16 protein-coding genes and 1 riboswitch are annotated in these 17,195 nt (G+C 72.2%); of the genes, 8 read left to right on the forward strand and 8 right to left on the reverse strand.

Annotated features, from left to right (window positions below; genetic code table 11):
- Positions 1-7 precede the first annotated feature (7 nt).
- The 8 genes from IO30_RS0119905 to IO30_RS0119940 all read left to right on the forward strand — a co-directional run bounded on the left by IO30_RS0119905 (position 8) and on the right by IO30_RS0119940 (position 9,102).
- A complete protein-coding gene (locus IO30_RS0119905) occupies positions 8-2,230 on the forward strand; it encodes a carbon starvation CstA family protein (RefSeq protein WP_234321500.1) in 2,223 nt (740 codons plus the stop codon).
- On the forward strand, positions 2,227-2,424 hold the full coding sequence (locus IO30_RS0119910) for a CstA-like transporter-associated (seleno)protein (RefSeq protein ID WP_031144863.1): 198 nt from the start codon (positions 2,227-2,229) through the stop codon (positions 2,422-2,424). Before IO30_RS0119905 ends, IO30_RS0119910 begins: the two co-directional genes overlap by 4 nt.
- A 101-nt stretch (positions 2,425-2,525) precedes the next feature.
- Entirely contained in the window at positions 2,526-3,020 is a 495-nt protein-coding gene (locus IO30_RS0119915) for a GNAT family N-acetyltransferase (protein ID WP_031144864.1), read from the forward strand.
- A gap of 41 nt (positions 3,021-3,061) precedes the next feature.
- Positions 3,062-3,195: riboswitch (cobalamin riboswitch) on the forward strand.
- Between the two features lie 137 nt (positions 3,196-3,332).
- Complete coding sequence (locus IO30_RS0119920) at positions 3,333-5,732, forward strand: ribonucleoside-diphosphate reductase subunit alpha (protein ID WP_031144865.1); 2,400 nt, start codon at positions 3,333-3,335, stop codon at positions 5,730-5,732.
- Positions 5,732-6,748, forward strand: coding sequence for a ribonucleotide-diphosphate reductase subunit beta (locus tag IO30_RS0119925; protein WP_031144867.1), 1,017 nt, complete (start codon positions 5,732-5,734; stop codon positions 6,746-6,748). The genes IO30_RS0119920 and IO30_RS0119925 overlap by 1 nt, the downstream gene beginning before the upstream one ends.
- Positions 6,749-6,818: 70 nt before the next feature.
- Positions 6,819-7,529, forward strand: coding sequence for a helix-turn-helix domain-containing protein (locus IO30_RS0119930; RefSeq protein WP_031144868.1), 711 nt, complete (start codon positions 6,819-6,821; stop codon positions 7,527-7,529).
- 46 nt (positions 7,530-7,575) lie between these two features.
- The gene (locus tag IO30_RS0119935; RefSeq protein ID WP_037894613.1) at positions 7,576-7,929 is read left to right on the forward strand and encodes a DUF3703 domain-containing protein; all 354 of its coding nucleotides are present in this window, start codon (positions 7,576-7,578) and stop codon (positions 7,927-7,929) included.
- 201 nt (positions 7,930-8,130) lie between these two features.
- The gene (locus tag IO30_RS0119940) at positions 8,131-9,102 is read left to right on the forward strand and encodes a helix-turn-helix domain-containing protein (protein WP_031144871.1); all 972 of its coding nucleotides are present in this window, start codon (positions 8,131-8,133) and stop codon (positions 9,100-9,102) included.
- Positions 9,103-9,410: 308 nt separating this feature from the next.
- On the opposite strand, the gene def is transcribed toward IO30_RS0119940, so the two are convergent.
- The 8 genes from def to IO30_RS0119985 all read right to left on the reverse strand — a co-directional run bounded on the left by def (position 9,411) and on the right by IO30_RS0119985 (position 17,152).
- Positions 9,411-10,049, reverse strand: coding sequence for a peptide deformylase (gene def / locus IO30_RS0119950; RefSeq protein ID WP_031144872.1), 639 nt, complete (start codon positions 10,047-10,049; stop codon positions 9,411-9,413).
- An 83-nt stretch (positions 10,050-10,132) separates the two neighbouring features.
- Positions 10,133-11,137 carry a tetratricopeptide repeat protein gene (locus IO30_RS0119955; RefSeq protein WP_031144873.1) on the reverse strand — a complete coding sequence of 335 codons (1,005 nt, stop codon included), beginning with the start codon at positions 11,135-11,137 and terminating at the stop codon, positions 10,133-10,135.
- Positions 11,138-11,267: 130 nt separating this feature from the next.
- Positions 11,268-12,545: an HD-GYP domain-containing protein gene (locus IO30_RS0119960; protein WP_031144875.1), complete on the reverse strand. Its 1,278-nt coding sequence runs from the start codon at positions 12,543-12,545 to the stop codon at positions 11,268-11,270.
- Positions 12,542-14,029, reverse strand: coding sequence for an HD-GYP domain-containing protein (locus IO30_RS0119965; protein ID WP_107064992.1), 1,488 nt, complete (start codon positions 14,027-14,029; stop codon positions 12,542-12,544). Before IO30_RS0119965 ends, IO30_RS0119960 begins: the two co-directional genes overlap by 4 nt.
- A gap of 213 nt (positions 14,030-14,242) precedes the next feature.
- Positions 14,243-14,566 (reverse strand): mycothiol system anti-sigma-R factor, encoded by a 324-nt coding sequence (rsrA, locus tag IO30_RS0119970; RefSeq protein WP_031144878.1) that lies wholly within the window; start codon positions 14,564-14,566, stop codon positions 14,243-14,245.
- Positions 14,563-15,207 (reverse strand): sigma-70 family RNA polymerase sigma factor, encoded by a 645-nt coding sequence (locus tag IO30_RS0119975; protein ID WP_030709911.1) that lies wholly within the window; start codon positions 15,205-15,207, stop codon positions 14,563-14,565. Before IO30_RS0119975 ends, rsrA begins: the two co-directional genes overlap by 4 nt.
- A 461-nt stretch (positions 15,208-15,668) precedes the next feature.
- On the reverse strand, positions 15,669-16,307 hold the full coding sequence (locus tag IO30_RS0119980) for an alpha/beta hydrolase family protein (protein WP_031144880.1): 639 nt from the start codon (positions 16,305-16,307) through the stop codon (positions 15,669-15,671).
- Positions 16,308-16,333: 26 nt separating this feature from the next.
- Positions 16,334-17,152: an SOS response-associated peptidase gene (locus tag IO30_RS0119985; RefSeq protein WP_031144881.1), complete on the reverse strand. Its 819-nt coding sequence runs from the start codon at positions 17,150-17,152 to the stop codon at positions 16,334-16,336.
- Between the last annotated feature and the right edge of the window lie 43 nt (positions 17,153-17,195).

Here is a 17,195-nt window from a genome sequence, read left to right on the forward strand (position 1 = left end):
GAGAGCCATGCCGGAACCGGAAGCAACAGGGACAGAACGGGACGCGGCGAGTCCGGGCACCACGCCGGACTCGCCCTCTGCGAGGTCCATCGCCACCTGGGTGCTCGTCGGGCTCATCGGAGCCATCGGCTGGGGCGTACTGGCACTCTCGCGGGGCGAGGAGATCTCGGCCGCCTGGCTGCTCGCCGCAGCACTGGGTTCCTACGCCATCGGCTACCGCTTCTACGCGCGCTTCATCGCGCACCGCATCCTGAAGGTGGACAAGACGCGGGCCACCCCCGCGGAACGCCTTGACAACGGTGTCGACTTCCATCCGACCGACCGGCGCGTGCTCTTCGGCCACCACTTCGCCGCCGTCGCCGGCGCCGGGCCGCTCGTCGGACCCGTGCTCGCCGCCCAGATGGGATACCTCCCCGGCACCATCTGGATCGTCGCGGGCGTCATCTTCGCGGGCGCCGTCCAGGACATGGTCACGCTGTTCTTCTCCACCCGCCGCGACGGACGCTCCCTCGGCCAGATGGCCCGGGACGAGATCGGCCCCGTCGGCGGGGCCGCCGCCCTCGTGGCCGTGTTCTCGATCATGATCATCCTGCTGGCGGTGCTGGCCCTCGTCATCGTCAACGCGCTGGCGCACTCGCCCTGGGGCGTCTTCTCCATCGGCATGACCATCCCGATCGCCCTCTTCATGGGCTTCTACCTGCGCGTGCTGCGGCCGGGGCGGGTCACCGAGGTCTCCGCCATCGGCGTCGCGCTGCTCCTGCTCGCCATCGTCGCGGGCGGCTGGGTCGCCGAGTCCTCGCTGGCCGACACCTTCACCCTGGAGAAGGAGACGCTGGTCGTCTGGATGATCGGGTACGGCTTCGTCGCCTCGGTCCTGCCGGTGTGGATGCTGCTCGCCCCGCGCGACTACCTGTCCACCTTCATGAAGGTCGGCACCATCGCACTGCTCGCGCTGGGCGTGGTCATCGCGATGCCCACCCTGAAGATGCCCGCGGTCACCGACTTCGCGGCGCGCGGCGACGGCCCGGTGTTCGCCGGGTCGATGTTCCCCTTCGTCTTCATCACCATCGCCTGCGGGGCACTGTCCGGCTTCCACTCCCTGGTCTCCTCGGGCACCACCCCGAAGATGATCCAGAAGGAGACCCAGGTCCGGGTGATCGGCTACGGCGCGATGCTGACCGAGTCCTTCGTCGCCATCATGGCGATGATCGCGGCCTCCATCATCGAGCCGGGCCTGTTCTTCGCCGTGAACTCCCCCGGCGGGGTCATCGGCACCACGGTCGAATCCGCCTCGGCGGCAGTGACCAACTTCGGCTTCGCCATCTCCCCCGAGGCCCTCACCCAGGCCGCGAAGGACGTGGAGGAGGCCAGCCTGCTCTCCCGTACCGGCGGCGCCCCCACGTTCGCACTCGGAATGGCGGACATCTTCTCGGCCGTCATCGGCGGCGCCGGGATGAAGGCCTTCTGGTACCACTTCGCCATCATGTTCGAGGCCCTGTTCATCCTGACGACGGTGGACGCTGGCACCCGCGTCGGACGGTTCATGCTCCAGGACACCCTGGGCAACGTGCACAAGTCCTTCCGGGACGTCAGCTGGAAGCCGGGCGTCTGGTTCGCGAGCGCGGTCGTCGTCGGCGGCTGGGGCTACTTCCTGTGGGTGGGCATCAAGGACCCGCTGGGCGGCATCAACCAGCTCTTCCCGCTGTTCGGTATCGCGAACCAGCTCCTCGCCGCGGTCGCCCTGGCCGTCTGCACCACGCTGCTCATCAAGTCCGGCCGGCTCAAGTGGGCCTGGGTCACGGGCGTCCCGCTGGCCTGGGACGTGGCGGTCACGCTCACCGCGAGCTACCAGAAGATCTTCTCCGAGGACGTGAAGGTCGGCTTCTTCGCCCAGCGCGACAAGTACCAGGCCGGCATCGACGCCGACAAGGTCCTGCCCCCGGCGAAGACCATGGGCGAGATGCACACCGTGGTCACCAACGCCACGGTGGACGGCGTCCTGTCCGTACTCTTCGCGGTCCTGATCATCATCGTGCTGGTGGACGCGGCCCGGACCTGCTTCAAGGCCATCAGCAGCCCGGAATCCGTGAAGCTGTCCGAGGTCCCCTGGACCGAGTCGAAGATCGTCGCCCCGGCCGGGCTGATCCCGACCCCCGAGGAGCGCGCCGAGCTCGCCGCGGCCGGGCTCGACTCGGGCGGCGGCGCCGTGAAGGAGCCGGTGTCCTCATGAGCGGCGTCCGCGGCGCGCTGGCGAAGGCCTGGTTCTACCTGCGGGAGTTCTCGGGCGAGGCGGCGTACGACCGGTACGTCGCCCACGCCCGCTCGCACGACGCGGACGCGCCGGTCATGACCCGCCGCGCCTTCGAACGCGCCCGTACGGACTCCCGCGAGGCCGACCCTCGCGAGGGCTTCCGCTGCTGCTGACCCCCCGCTCGCCGAAGGCCCCTCCGCACTCCGCGGCGGGGCCTTCGCCCGTTCCCGGCCGCGGGCCCGGGCCGCCGGGCCCGTGCCGCACACTCGAACGCATGGACATCGTGATCAGGGCGGCACTGCCCGCCGAGTACGGACAGCTGGGCGAGATCACCGCGCAGGCCTACGTGGGGGACGGACTCCTCGGCTCCGGCGAGTCGTTCTACGCGGAGGTGCTGCGCGACGTCGCGGGCCGGGCCGCCGACGGGGAGGTGCTCGTCGCCGTCCACGAGGACCTCGTCCTCGGCGGGGTGACCTTCGCCCCGCCCGGAAGTCCGCTCGCCGACATCGCCGGGCCCGGCGAGGCCGAATTCCGGATGCTGGCCGTCTCCCGCGCGGCGCGCGGCCGCGGCGCGGGCGAGGCCCTGGTGCGCGCCTGCGTGGCCCGGGCCCGGGAACTGGAGGGCGTCACGCACCTGGTGCTGTCCACCCAGACCGGCATGACGGGGGCCCAGCGGATCTACGCGCGACTGGGATTCGTACGCACTCCCGAGCGCGACTGGGCGCCCGTCCCGGGCCTGACCCTGCTCACCTACCGCCTCAGCCTGTAGCCACGCCGACACAACATGTGGGGGCTACCGCACGGGGGCGCCCCCACATGTATGCTCATGGCTGCTGTCGCCGCAGGGGAATCCGGTGCGAATCCGGAACTGTCCCGCAACGGTATGAAGTGCACCCATTGGGGCACACGCAAGTCCGAGGACCTGCCGACAGCGCGCCCGGCTCGACCGAACCGGGTGCCGACACGTCCGGGCCTCGCGGTTGGGCCGGTGGACGCCATGCGGTGTACGCGTTCCTGCCACGCCCGCATGCGCCCGCCCGCGCCCCGCCTACGGCCGGCCGAGCGAGGGAGAGCTCCCGCCGTGACCATCGCGCCTTCCGCACCGCGCGCCGAGTCCACTTCTGGCGACAACACCGAGGGCCCGGGGGCCACGCTGCTGCGTACCCTCACCGAGCTGACGGCCGACCTCCCCGACACGGACCCCGGCCGGGTCGCCGCCTCCGCGCTGCGCGGCCGCAGCTCCGCCGCCGACGAGGCCGAACTGCGGGGGCTGGCCACCGAGGCCGCCGCCGGACTGATCTCCGAGGACCCCGCCTACTCCCGGCTCGCCGCCCGGCTGCTGACGCTGGCCGTCCGCGACGAGGCCTCGGGCCAGGGCGCCACCTCCTTCTCCGCGTCCGTCGCGGTCGGCCACCGCGAGGGGCTCATCGCCGACCGCACCGCCGACTTCGTGACGAAGCACGCGGCCCGGCTGGACGCGCTGGTCGAGCACAGCCTCGCCGAGGGCGCCGACGACCGCTTCGGCTTCTTCGGCCTGCGCACCCTGCACAGCCGCTACCTGCTGCGCCACCCCATCACCCGCCAGGTCATCGAGACCCCGCAGTACTTCATGCTGCGCGTGGCCTGCGGCCTCGCCGAGGACGACAGCGTCCAGGCCGTCGAGGAAGTCGCCTCGCTGTACCGGCTGATGAGCCGCCTCGACTACCTGCCCTCCTCCCCCACCCTCTTCAACTCCGGCACCCGGCACCCGCAGATGTCCTCCTGCTACCTGCTGGACTCCCCGCTGGACGAGCTCGACTCCATCTACGACCGCTACCACCAGGTCGCCCGCCTCTCCAAGCACGCCGGCGGCATCGGTCTGTCGTACTCCCGCATCCGCGCCCGCGGCTCCCTGATCCGCGGCACCAACGGCCACTCCAACGGCATCGTGCCGTTCCTGAAGACCCTCGACGCCTCCGTCGCCGCCGTGAACCAGGGCGGGCGCCGCAAGGGCGCCGCCGCCGTCTACCTGGAGACCTGGCACGCGGACATCGAGGAGTTCCTGGAGCTGCGCGACAACACCGGTGAGGACCAGCGCCGTACGCACAACCTGAACCTCGCCCACTGGGTGCCGGACGAGTTCATGCGCCGCGTGAACTCCGACGCCGACTGGTCGCTGTTCTCCCCGGCCGACGTGCCCGAGCTGGTCGACCTGTGGGGCGACGAGTTCGACGCCGCCTACCGCAAGGCCGAGGCGCAGGGCCTGGCCCGCAAGACCATGCCCGCCCGGGACCTGTACGGCCGGATGATGCGCACCCTCGCGCAGACCGGCCAGGGCTGGATGACCTTCAAGGACGCCTCCAACCGCACGGCGAACCAGACCGCCGAGCCGGGCACGGTCGTGCACTCCTCGAACCTGTGCACCGAGATCATCGAGGTCACCAACGACGGCGAGACGGCCGTCTGCAACCTCGGTTCGGTCAACCTCGGCGCGTTCGTCGTGGAGGGAGCCGACGGCGGGGAGATCGACTGGGAGCGCCTGGACGAGACCGTCCGCACCGCGGTGACCTTCCTCGACCGCGTGGTGGACATCAACTTCTACCCGACCGAGCAGGCCGGGCGCTCCAACGCCCGCTGGCGTCCGGTGGGTCTGGGCGCGATGGGCCTCCAGGACGTCTTCTTCAAGCTGAAGCTGCCCTTCGACTCCGCCGAGGCGAAGGCCCTGTCCACCAAGCTCTCCGAGCGCATCATGCTGGCCGCCTACGAGGCCTCCTGCGACCTCGCCGAGCGCAGCGGCCCGCTGCCGGCCTGGGAGCAGACCCGTACCGCCCGCGGCGTCCTGCACCCGGACCACTACGACGTGCAGCTGAACTGGCCCGAGCGCTGGGACGCGCTGCGCGCCCGGGTCGCGAAGTCCGGCATGCGCAACTCCCTGCTGCTGGCCATCGCCCCGACGGCGACGATCGCCTCGATCGCGGGCGTCTACGAGTGCATCGAGCCGCAGGTCTCCAACCTCTTCAAGCGCGAGACGCTCAGCGGTGAGTTCCTCCAGGTCAACGGCTACCTGGTGGAGGAGCTGAAGCGGCTCGGCGTGTGGGACGCCCAGACCCGCGAGGCGCTGCGCGAGTCCAGCGGTTCGGTCCAGGGCTTCGGCTGGATCCCCGCCGAGGTCCGCGAGCTGTACCGCACGGCGTGGGAGATCCCCCAGCGCGGTCTGATCGACATGGCCGCGGCGCGCACCCCGTACCTCGACCAGTCGCAGTCGCTGAACCTGTTCCTGGAGACGCCCACCATCGGCAAGCTCAGCTCGATGTACGCGTACGCCTGGAAGCAGGGTCTGAAGACCACCTACTACCTGCGCTCCCGCCCGGCGACCAAGATCGCCCGCGCCGCTTCCGGCAGCGCCGTCCCGGCGAGCGCCGCTCCCCTTCCGCAGGCCGTCGACGCCGACGCACTGGCCTGCTCCCTTGAGAACCCCGAGTCCTGCGAGGCCTGCCAGTGATGAGCTCCAACGAAACGAAGAACCTCCTGGACCCGGGCTTCGAGCTCACGCTCCGCCCGATGCGCTACCCGGACTTCTACGAGCGCTACCGGGACGCGATCAAGAACACGTGGACGGTGGAGGAGGTCGACCTCCACTCGGACGTCGCCGACCTCGCGAAGCTGACGCCCAGCGAGCAGCACATGATCGGCCGTCTGGTCGCGTTCTTCGCGACGGGCGACTCGATCGTCTCGAACAACCTGGTGCTGACCCTCTACAAGCACATCAACTCCCCGGAGGCGCGCCTGTACCTGTCGCGCCAGCTGTTCGAGGAGGCCGTGCACGTCCAGTTCTACCTGACGCTGCTCGACACCTACCTGCCCGACCCGGACGACCGCGCGGCCGCCTTCGACGCGGTCGAGGAGATCCCCTCGATCCGCGAGAAGGCCCAGTTCTGCTTCCGCTGGATGGACTCGGTCGAGAAGATCGACCGTCTGGAGACGGCTGCGGACCGCCGCCGCTTCCTGCTGAACCTGATCTGCTTCGCGGCCTGCATCGAGGGCCTGTTCTTCTACGGCGCCTTCGCCTACGTGTACTGGTTCCGCTCCCGCGGTCTGCTGCACGGCCTGGCGACGGGCACCAACTGGGTCTTCCGGGACGAGACCATGCACATGAACTTCGCCTTCGAGGTCGTGGACACGGTCCGCAAGGAGGAGCCGGAGCTCTTCGACGACGCCCTCCAGCAGCAGGTCACCGACATGCTGAAGGAAGCCGTCGAGGCGGAGCTGCAGTTCGGCCGCGACCTGTGCGGTGACGGCCTGCCGGGCATGAACACCGAGTCGATGCGCGAGTACCTGGAGTGCGTCGCGGACCAGCGTCTGGTCCGGCTCGGCTTCCCGCCGGTCTACGGCTCGCAGAACCCGTTCTCCTTCATGGAGCTCCAGGGCGTCCAGGAGCTGACGAACTTCTTCGAGCGCCGCCCGTCGGCCTACCAGGTCGCGGTCGAGGGCACGGTCGACCTGGACGAGGACTTCTAGCACCGGCGTCCGACGACGGCTTGATAGCGTCCCCGCCCATGGGGAGATCCACGGGCGGGGACGCACTGCTGTGAGCGGCGGGAACTGGGCCGGGAGCGCCCGGCTGCGGCCGGGAGGGCTGGTGTACGGCGGCGCCGTCGGGGTGGCCACCGCGCACGCGCACCACTCCGTCCAGGTCATCGCCGCGCTCGGCGGGGCCGAACTGCTGCTGGCGGGGCCCGAGGACGAGCCCTTCGCCTGCCGGGCGTTCGTGGTCCCGGCCGGGGTGCGCCACCGCGTGCTGCGCGGGGCCGAGCGCGGGCTGGTGCTGCACTACGACCCGGCGTCGGCCGCGGGGCGCCGGCTCGCGCAGTCCCCGGGGGCCGCCGAGGGGCTGCTGCCGGCCGGGCTGCCCGAGGACCCCTTCGAGGCGGCGTGCGCGCTGGACTCCGTACTCCTGGACGCGTGGCTGCCGGCCGCCCGGCGGCATCCGGGGCTCGCGCGGGTACTGGCCTGGCTGCCCGGGCGCGACCGGGTGCGGCTGGCGGAGGCGGCCGAGGTGGCGGGGCTGTCGGAGAGTCGGCTGGCGCACCTCTTCCGGGACGAGCTGGGGCTGCCGTTTCGCCCGTACGTCCTGTGGCTGCGGCTCATGCGGGCGGCCGAACTGGCCTCGCAGGGGCTGTCCCTGACCGATGCCGCGCACGGGGCGGGCTTCTGCGACAGCGCGCACTTCAGCCGGGCGTGCCGCCGGATGTTCGGGATCGCGCCCTCGGACTTCACCCGCCGGATCCGCTGGCGGTAGCAGGTTCGTCCAAGCGCGTGGGGGCGTCCGGCCGCAGGGTGGGGGCATGAGACGCGATCCGATGCCCCCTCGTGTACGCAGCGCCTTCGAGGCCGAACTGGCCCTGGCCGCAGCGGCTTCGCCCGACACCGCCGCGATGTGGACCGCCCTGGAGCGGGCCCACATCATTTCGCAGGCCTGGCCCTGGCCGCACACCCGGGCGCACTGGCACATGTTCCGGCTGGCCGTGCGCTGCCGGGACCGGTCCGAGGCCGCGGGGCAGGTGGTGCGGCTGCTGGTCGCGGGGGTCGGGTCAGCGACCGGGCGCGTGCCGCACGGCAACACGGGGCGTACGCGGGCGGGCCTCTTCACGCCGATGACCGTCCCGGACGACCTGCGGCTCCTGTTGGGCGGCGCGTAGACGCTGCGCGGCGCGCAGCTGTCGGTCGGTCAGGCGCTCCCGGGCGGCGCCGTGGAGGGCGGGGGCGAAGAGGAGGGCGGCGACGGCGAGGACGGTGAGGTAGTCGAGGAAGGTGCTCATGGGTCTACGGTCGCTCCGTCGCCGGAAAGCCGACAGTGGCAGGACTGTCATGAAACTGCGAATTACTGCCACACTGGGGTCATGCTGAAGAACGTGGCCGTGGCCCTCGTCGACGGAGTGGCGCCCTTCGAGTTCGGGATCTTCTGCGAGGTGTTCGGGCTGGACCGGAGCGCGCAGGGGCTGCCGGTGTACGACTTCGCGGTGTGCGCGGCCGAGGAGGGCCCGCTCACCATGGCCGACGTGGGCTTCGCCATCACCCCCGCGCACGGTCTGGAGCGGCTGGAGCAGGCCGACCTGATCTGTCTGCCCGCCGACCGGCAGGCGCCCGTACGGGAGTACTCCGAGCCCTTCCTCGACGCGCTGCGCCGGGCCGTGGACCGGGGCGCCCGGGTGCTCAGCGTGTGCAGCGGCGCCTTCGTCCTGGGCGCCGCCGGACTGCTCGACGGGCGGCGCTGCACCACCCACTGGATGCACGCGGAGGCCCTGGCGCGCCGCTACCCGAAGGCGCTGGTCGACCCCGACGTGCTCTACGTGGACGAGGGCCCGGTGATCACCTCGGCCGGCACCGCCTCCGGCATCGACGCCTGCCTGCACGTGGTCCGCAAGGAGCACGGGGCCGAGGTGGCCAACGCCATCGCCCGGCGGATGGTCGTACCGCCCCACCGCGACGGCGGCCAGGCCCAGTTCGTGCAGCGGCCGCTGCCCCGGACCGCCTGCGACACGGTCGGCGGGGTCATCGGCTGGATGGCCCGGCACCTGGAGGAGGAGATCACCGTCGAGCAGCTCGCGGAGCGGGCGCACATGTCACCGCGGACCTTCGCCCGCCGCTTCCTCCAGGAGACGGGCACGACCCCCTACCAGTGGGTCCTGCGGCAGCGGGTGCTCCTGGCCCAGGAGCTGCTGGAGTCCACCGACGAGACGGTCGACGCGATCGCGGGGCGCTGCGGCTTCGGCAACGCGGCCGCCCTGCGCCACCATTTCCTGCGGACCCTGGGAACGACCCCGAACGCGTTCCGGCGCGCCTTCCGCGGGCCGCGCGCCGCCGTGGCGTGAGCACCCCACGGGCATTGGCCGAGAACCACAGGTCACTTGACCCGATCCAGCCCCATGCGTAGCCGGATGCTGACGTACGGTGAAGAGGAATGGCCGGTTCGCATCCGCGCAGCGCTCCGGTCTCGTATCGAGCACACCGCTTTGGGGGCCTTCATGTCTCGCACCGTCACCGTCACCGTCACCGCCTCCGGGGACAGCGGCTGGACCTGCGTCCCGCGCTGAGTCCGCCCCGGGCGACCGACGCGTAGGCCCCGCTCCCGGTCCGGGAGCGGGGCCTACGCGTCGGTGCCGGCGGCCGGGAGGACCGGTCAGGCGTTGGGGACCGTCTCGTAGCGCGGGGTGCCCTCTTCCATCTGGCGCAGGGCGTCCTTGCGGTCCCGCTTCGAGAGCCGGTCGATGTACAGGTACCCGTACAGGTGGTCGGTCTCGTGCTGGAGGCAGCGCGCGAAGTAGCCGGTGCCGCGCACCTTGATCGGGTTGCCCTGCGCGTCCTGGCCCTCGACCTCGGCGTAGTCCGGGCGGGCGAGGGAGGCGTAGGCGGTCGGGACCGACAGGCAGCCCTCGTTCGAGTCGTCCAGCACCCGTGCGCCCGCGGGCAGCTCCACGAGCTTGGGGTTGACCACGACACCGGTGTGCCGGTTGCCGTCGTCGTCCGGGCAGTCGTAGACGAAGACCTTGGCGTCCACGCCGATCTGGTTCGCGGCCAGGCCCACGCCCTCGGCGGCCTTCTGGCTGGCGAACATGTCGTCGATGAGCTGGGCCAGCTCGGCGCCGAACTCGGTGACGTCCTTGCACTCCCGGTGCAGGACCGGGTTGCCGACCACCGTGATGGGGCGGGCGGTGCCGCGCTCGCGGTGGGCGAGCTCGCGCTCCGCACAGTCCTCGGTGTCCACGACGTACCCGTCGTTCACCTCGGACCCGACAACCTCGTTCTCCTGCTGAGCCATGTCCGCCGTACGCCTTCCGTAAGTCAACAAGTCACCGTGTCGCCGATGGCCACCGATGTGCCCGTACAGCCTAAGGCCCCGGCTCAGCAGACTTCTTCGAGATCGCGCCACTCCCGGCTGTCCGGGCTGTCCGCGACCCAGCCGTCGAGGAGCCCGCGCACCAGCCCGGCCGGGGCCGCGATGCCGCATTCCCGCTCGGGCACCCACAGCGAACCGGAACCGGCCGTACGGTGCCCCAGCGGCCCGGGATGGCCCGGTTCGCTGTGGTCGTGCGGGTCGAGGTGCTCGCCGTCGCCCTCGTCGCTGGGCATCTCGCTCTCCGAGCAGGTCCGGCACAGCAGCCGCACCGACGAGGACCAGTCCTCCGCGGCGAAGCCGGCGTCCGCGGCCAGCTGCTCCAGCGCGTCGCGGTCGTCCTCGGTGGCAGCCTCCAGCAGCACCACCCAGGTGGGTACGGGCGACGGGGCCCACAGCTCGATCTCGTCGAAGACCGGGTACGAGGGCCCGGCCGCGGTGACCCGCTCGCCGTGCGGCACCCCGTCGTGCAGGACGACCTCGCCCCAGCGACGCCCTGAGGAGGGCAGCGGGATCGACAGGACCTCCATGCGGGCCGGGTCCAGCCGGCGGCCCCAGACCACCTCGGCCTCGCCCTCGGGCGACAGCCGCACGGCCGCGCTGCCGAGCTCCATGCCGACCGGTTCGCCGCCGTGCTTGCCGCTGCCGGCGCCGTGCGGGTCCCCGGGCACCTTCAGCCCGTACGCCTGCCAGGCCCGGCGGGCCAGCGGCCAGTCCTGGAGCGCGGTCGCGGCGATGCCCACGTTCCACCAGTCCGGGGCGCCCGTCTCGCGGTCCAGCAGGGCCACGGCGCGCAGCCCGGCCGCCCGCGCCTGCTCCCAGTCGTGCCGGAACTTGTGCAGCAGCGCCAGATTGAACCAGGACTCCGACAGCCAGGGCTCCAGGTCGGCGGCTCTGGTCAGCAGTGCCCCCGCGTCCTCGTACCGACCGTCGCCGATCAGCGTGAACGCGCGGTCGGTGGCCTGCCGCCACGAGGCGGAGGGCCGATGCCGTACCTTCCCGAAGATCCTCACGATTCCCGCCTGCCTGGGGGCACCTCCCAGCGGTGGCTGGGGGCTACGGTGCAGCCTTGCGGACACTCTCACGGTCCCTCTTACTGGCATCCAACCATGCCCACTCCGACGGCCGCTCATTACCCATGGGTTACCCACTGGGAACGGGAACAACTCTGTCACGTCCGCCCCTGGCCAGAACCCTCGCCAGACACTCCACGACCTCCGGCTGGTAGTCGTGGCCGGTGCCCAGGCGCAGGTGCTCCAGAGCGGCCAGTGAGCCGCCCGGGTGACGGCTCCCGCCCGCCAGGTCGTCGTAGGCGTTCACCACGCGCACGATCCGGGCGGCCACGGGCTGCTGCCGGTAGGGATCGGCCTGCCGCTCCACCACCACGGCGACCTCGGCGGGCACCCCGGTCTGTCGGGCCACCTCCCCGCCGAGCACGGCGATCCTGCGGGCCTCGTCGGCGGGCAGCTCGGCGGTGGCCCCGTCCGCGACCGGGTCGACGAGGGAGAGCTGGCCGATGTCGTGCATCAGGGCCGCGTACTCGAGGACCGTGAGCTCGCGCTCCGACAGGCCCAGCTCCCGCCCGACCGCGCAGCTGAGCGCGGCGACCCGGCGGGAGTGCCCGGGCGGGGTGCAGCCGGCGATCTCGGTGGCCCGGGCCAGGGAGGTGATGGTCTGGCGGTAGGTGGTGCGGACGGCGGTGATCCGGTGGAAGGACATCTGGGTCAGCAGCAGGGGCACGCTGAAGACGGACAGGGCCCAGAGCCCGGCGACGGCCACCCCCAGGGCCATCACCACCCCGGTGGCGCAGATCGCCGAGCCGACGCCGAGCTGGGCGCGCAGCTCGTCGCGCAGCAGGGGGCCGTACGGCCAGCCGGTGCGGGCCCCGGCCAGCGCGGCGGCGAGCACGGCGTCGCACAGGGCGCTGAGTCCGAGCAGGAGGACCAGGAAGAGCACCAGGTACGGGCCCTGGCCGAGCCGGTCCTCCAGCCGCCCGGAGTTGTACAGCGGCTGGAAGCAGGCGGCGGCGAAGGCCACGGTGAGGACCCGGCGGGCCACGTGGTCGAGGTCCGGGCCCCGGCCGCGCGCGATGTGCGGGACGATCCCGATGAGCGCGGCGGCGACGACGACCGCGAGGGTCTGGAGCACCCCGTGCTGGGTGGGCTGGCCGGCGTTCTGGCCGAGCAGGGCGTAGGCGAGGGCTCCGGCGGAGCCGAGCGGCGCGGGCCTGCGGTCCTCGGCCGGCACGTGACCTGCCGCATCGCGGCGGTCACGGCGGGCGAGCTCGCCGACGGCGACGAGGGCTCCGAAGGCCAGGGCCACACCGGGTTCGGCCAGGCCCGACCAAAGGGTGTGTCCGAGGGCGACCGCGGTCAGCAGGGCGGCCGCGCCGCGGACGGCCCAGGCGGTGACGGACCTCACGCCCCGCCTCCGGTCCGGTGGCGGGGAGGCGGGGCGGCGGCCAGCGCCCCGTCCGGGTCGCGGTCCGGGTCCCGGTCCGGGTTCCCGTCCGGCTCCCGGTCGGGCTCCCGGTCGGGACGGGCGGCCGGGTCCGCCCCCGGCGCCGGGGCACCGCTGCTGATCACCTGGAGGTCGTCGTCGGAGGTCACCACGGGGTGCCAGCCGTGGCGGCCGATCGCCCCCGACAGGGCCCGCACCATCGCCGGATCGAACTGCGCCCCCGCGCACCGCTCCAGCTCGGCGAGGGCCGTCGGCACCGGGCGGGCCCGGCTGTACGAGCGGGTCGAGGTCATCGCGTCGAAGGCGTCGGCCACCGCCACGACCCGGGCCAGCACCGGGATCTGCTCGCCGGTCAGCCCGTACGGGTAGCCGGATCCGTCGACCCGCTCGTGGTGGTGCAGGATCGCGGACCGGGCCTCCCGCAGGAAGCCGATCCCGCGCACCATCTCGTGCCCGTACTCCGGGTGCAGCTCGATGATCCGGCGCTCCTCGGGGGTGAGCGGGCCGTCCTTGCGCAGGAGCCGGGTGGGGACGCCGAGTTTGCCGACGTCGTGCAGGATCCCGGCGATGCGCACGACCTCCAGGCGGTCCTCGGCCATCCCGAGTTCGCGGGCGATCATCGCGGAGGCCTGGCCGACGCGTTCGCTGTGGCCCCGCGTGTAGCGGTCCTTGATGTCCACCGCCTGGACGAGGGCCCGGATGGTGGCCCGGTGGGCGGCGCGCTCGCGGTGGTACTGGGCGAAGACCCAGCAGGAGATGTACATCGGCAGCAGGACGAGCAGTGCGGCCGGGAGCCCGTAAGGGCTGCGCCACATCACGGCCATCATCAGCCCGGCGAGCCCGTGCAGGCAGTGCGGGGCCAGGGACCGGGTGAGCAGGCCGCGCCAGGCGGTGGCGGCGGACCGGCGTTCGGCGGTGACCAGGACGCCCCCGTCGAGGGCGGTGAGCACCAGGCAGAAGGTGACGGCGGCGACCGCCGCGGGGAGCATCGCGTACGGGAAGTCGGCCGTCGCGCCGGACGGCCCGGGCCCTGCGGAGGTGCCCCCGCCGAGCGCGGCCGGGCCGTGCAGCAGGGCGAAGGCCTGCCCCGCGGCCCATGCGGCGATCGCCTGCTGGGCCGCGTGCCACATGCGGCGCACCCAGGCGGGCCGCTCCACCACGAGGCCGGCGAGGCCCCCGGGCAGCGCCACGAGCGCGGCGGCGGAGGGCGGCAGCAGGAACACGGCGGCCATCAGGACGGGGAAGAAGGCGCCGATGCCCTCGGGCATCCGGCTGCCCAGCAGCGGGCAGACCCTGACGAGTTCGCAGCCGAGGTACAGCACGGCCAGCAGGGCCACGGACCCCCAGGGCGTGCCGGGGGCACAGACGGCCGGGGTGATGCACGCGAATGCCGCGAGGACGGCGCACAGGATGTATGCGCGCGCCCCCGGCGGAAGTACCCGCATGGCGCTCTCCTCCCCTGGGCCGTGCGCACCGGGCACCGAATCGAACCGGTACCGATTGGGGAGAATAAGTGGGGCCCCGCAGCAAGCGGACCACATTTTCACATTGCGGTATGCGGACGCCCCCGGATTAGCACCTTCGAGTGAACGAAGTGCCCGTCCGGGGGCGGCTGTTCAACGTCCGGCGGAACGGCCGGGGAAACGTCCGGGGAAGGGTCAGCCGGGCGCCGGGTTGTCGGCGGTGACCGGGGCGTCGGCCGTGACGTCGTGATCGGGCACGGCCTGCCCGGACCTGATCAGTTCGATCCGGCCCATCACCTTCGACCGCAGGTCCGTCGGCACGTCGTCCGACCCGCAGCAGCGCTTCACCAGCTTCTTCACGGCCTGTTCGAGGCCGTACTTCTCCAGACAGGGGTTGCACTCGCCGAAGTGGGTCTCGAACTTCGTGCAGTCACTGTCAGGCATCTCATGGTCGAGGAACTCATAAAGGTGATCCAGGACCTCAGAGCACTCCGTCTCGTGCGGCTCTCCGCAACTCATGAGCCCGAGCCTTTCCGGTCGTTCGACTCTCCGGCGCCCGCGGGGACGAGCCCGCGTTCACGGGCATAGTCCTCCAGCATTCCGCGGAGTTGACGGCGGCCACGGTGCAGTCGCGACATGACCGTACCGATGGGTGTACCCATGATGTCCGCGATCTCCTTGTACGCAAAGCCCTCTACGTCGGCAAGATAGACCGCGATGCGGAACTCCTCCGGAATGGCCTGCAGGGCTTCCTTCACATCCGAATCGGGCAGGTGGTCGAGCGCCTGCGACTCGGCCGAGCGCAGACCGGTCGACATGTGCGACTCGGCGCGCGCGAGCTGCCAGTCCTCGATCTCCTCCGCGGCGCTGCGCTGCGGTTCGCGCTGCTTCTTGCGGTAGGAGTTGATGAAGGTGTTGGTCAGGATGCGGTACAGCCACGCCTTCAGGTTGGTGCCCTCGCGGAACTGGTGGAAGGACGCGTATGCCTTCGCGTACGTCTCCTGGACCAGGTCCTCGGCGTCGGCCGGATTGCGCGTCATACGCAGGGCGGCCGAGTACATCTGGTCGAGGTAGCCGAGGGCATCCCTCTCGAAGCGCGCATTGCGCTCCGGGGTCGTCTCCTCCGCGTGGCCTTCGTCGGTCCCAGCGACAGGACCCACCTCCTCCGACTGCGTGGCGACTCCGAAAGCGGACCCGCTCGAATCGGAGAATAGTCGACCTTCCCGGACCTCCGCCGCCCGAAGCGAGCTGCGCTTGGGCCCGGGCAGCACTGTCCAGTCCAGGTCAGCGGCCTGCGGACGGTTGTGGCTGATGACCTGGGTCATGCGCTCCCTCTCCTCCGACGATTTCCCGTACGTACCGACATCCGGGACAACAGAAGGGCCGCGCGGCACATTCCCGTGTGGGGGACGGGTTCCCGGCTCCCGCCGGGCCGCGTACGCCCGCCCGGGCCGCGTACGCCCGCCCGGGGCGGGAAGCCTCGGCGGGCGGGGTGCACGGCGGCTGCTGACCCGTGCGGCTTCATGCGTCCTTCATGCGGCCGTCATGCGGACCTCGTCCCGGCCCCGTGCGGTGGCGGCCCCGTGCGGTGGCGGCCCCGTGCGGTGGCGGGCGCCGGGCGTCAGGCCGCCAGGCCCGTGAGCCAGCCGCCGACCGCCGCGGTGATCATGTCGAGGGCCTCCTCCTGGGTCAGGTCCGCCCGCTTCGGCAACGCGAAGCCGTGGTCCCCGAAGGGGATCTCCACCAGCGTGTGCGCGCCCTCGGGGAACTCCTCCGGACGCCCGAAGGGGTCCCGTCCGCCCTGGACCACGAGGGTGGGCCGCCCGGCCCCGGTCAGCTCGCCCGCCCGGGAGCTCTCCGGCCGGCCCGGCGGGTGCAGGGGGAAGGCCAGCGCCAGTACCCCGGCCGCGTCCAGCTCGACGGCGGTCCGGCAGGCCACCCGGGCCCCGGCGCTGCGCCCGCCCGCGACCACCGGCAGCCCGGGCTCCACCAGCGCCGGCCACAGCCCGCGCCAGCCCTCGTCCAGCACCTTGGGCGCGGCGGCGACCTTCTTTCCCGCCACCCGCCAGGGCTGCTCCACCAGGGCCACGGTGATCCCCAGGGGCGGCAGGGCCGCCGCCAGGGCCGTCAGGTCACGTGCCTCGATGCCGCCGCCGGCGCCGTGGCTCACGGCGAGGACGAGGCGGGCCCCGGGGGCCGGGTGCCAGGTGATGCGGGCCTCGCCCGCCGGGGTGTCGACGCTCTCGGTACGCGTGGTCATGCCCCCCATCGTGCCGTCCCTGCCGGTCAGAAGAGGGTGCCCTCCTCCGGCGCGGCGAGTTCCTCCAGCAGCTCCGGCCCGTTGTTGCGCACGCTGCTCACCGCGGTGGACACCGGGTAGGCGCGCATCAGCCCGCCCGGCGGCGGCGCCAGCAGGTCCCGCAGCGAGCCCTCGGTGTCGGTGTCCGCCGGATCCAGCCAGGCGTCCCAGCGGTCCGGGGTGAGCATCAGGGGCATCCGGGGGTGGATCTCGGAGAGCGAGCGCGGGCCCTCGGCGGGGGCCACGCCCAGCGGCCCGGTCTCGGCCTCGGTGGTGATCACCGAGCAGGTGACCCGCCAGGCGAGCGGGTGCGCGTCGGGCAGGGTCCGGTCGCGCCAGAACTCGTATATCCCGGCCATCGCGAAGACGGAGCCGTCCGAGGGGAGCACGAAGTACGGCTGCTTGCGGGCCCGCTTCTTCTTCCCCTCGACCTCCAGCTGCCGCTCGTCGTGGGCGGTGACCCACTCGTAGTAGCCGTCGGCGGGGACGATGCAGCGGCGCTGCGCGAAGGGCCGGCGGAAGGAGGGCTTCTCCGCGAGGGTCTCGGACCGGGCGTTGATCATCCGGGCGGCGCCGTCGGGGTTCTGCGCCCAGGAGGGCACGAGCCCCCACCGCAGGACGCGCAACTGGCGAACCGGACGCGGGTCCCGGGCGTCCTTCAAGGGACGGTCGAGGACGACGTGGACCTCTTTCGTCGGCGCCACGTTCCAGTCGGGGGCCAGGGACTCCTCAGGCTCCCACCGCTCGATGCCGAAGGCCTCCACCAGGTCCTCGGGCTTACGGCTCGCCGCATACCTTCCGCACATGACTGCCACACTGCCATGGCACCCGACCACCACCGCAAGGAGT

This window comes from Streptomyces xanthophaeus (genome assembly GCF_000725805.1).
GTDB lineage: Bacteria > Actinomycetota > Actinomycetes > Streptomycetales > Streptomycetaceae > Streptomyces > Streptomyces xanthophaeus.

Coding starts and splice junctions, on each gene's coding strand:
- IO30_RS0119905 (WP_234321500.1), top strand. CDS start 8: ATGCCGGAACCGGAAGCAACAGGGACAGAACGGGACGCGGCGAGTCCG.
- IO30_RS0119910 (WP_031144863.1), top strand. CDS start 2,227: ATGAGCGGCGTCCGCGGCGCGCTGGCGAAGGCCTGGTTCTACCTGCGG.
- IO30_RS0119915 (WP_031144864.1), top strand. CDS start 2,526: ATGGACATCGTGATCAGGGCGGCACTGCCCGCCGAGTACGGACAGCTG.
- IO30_RS0119925 (WP_031144867.1), top strand. CDS start 5,732: ATGAGCTCCAACGAAACGAAGAACCTCCTGGACCCGGGCTTCGAGCTC.
- IO30_RS0119935 (WP_037894613.1), top strand. CDS start 7,576: ATGAGACGCGATCCGATGCCCCCTCGTGTACGCAGCGCCTTCGAGGCC.
- IO30_RS0119940 (WP_031144871.1), top strand. CDS start 8,131: ATGCTGAAGAACGTGGCCGTGGCCCTCGTCGACGGAGTGGCGCCCTTC.
- def (WP_031144872.1), bottom strand. CDS start 10,049: ATGGCTCAGCAGGAGAACGAGGTTGTCGGGTCCGAGGTGAACGACGGG.
- IO30_RS0119965 (WP_107064992.1), bottom strand. CDS start 14,029: ATGCGGGTACTTCCGCCGGGGGCGCGCGCATACATCCTGTGCGCCGTC.
- rsrA (WP_031144878.1), bottom strand. CDS start 14,566: ATGAGTTGCGGAGAGCCGCACGAGACGGAGTGCTCTGAGGTCCTGGAT.
- IO30_RS0119980 (WP_031144880.1), bottom strand. CDS start 16,307: ATGACCACGCGTACCGAGAGCGTCGACACCCCGGCGGGCGAGGCCCGC.
- IO30_RS0119985 (WP_031144881.1), bottom strand. CDS start 17,152: ATGTGCGGAAGGTATGCGGCGAGCCGTAAGCCCGAGGACCTGGTGGAG.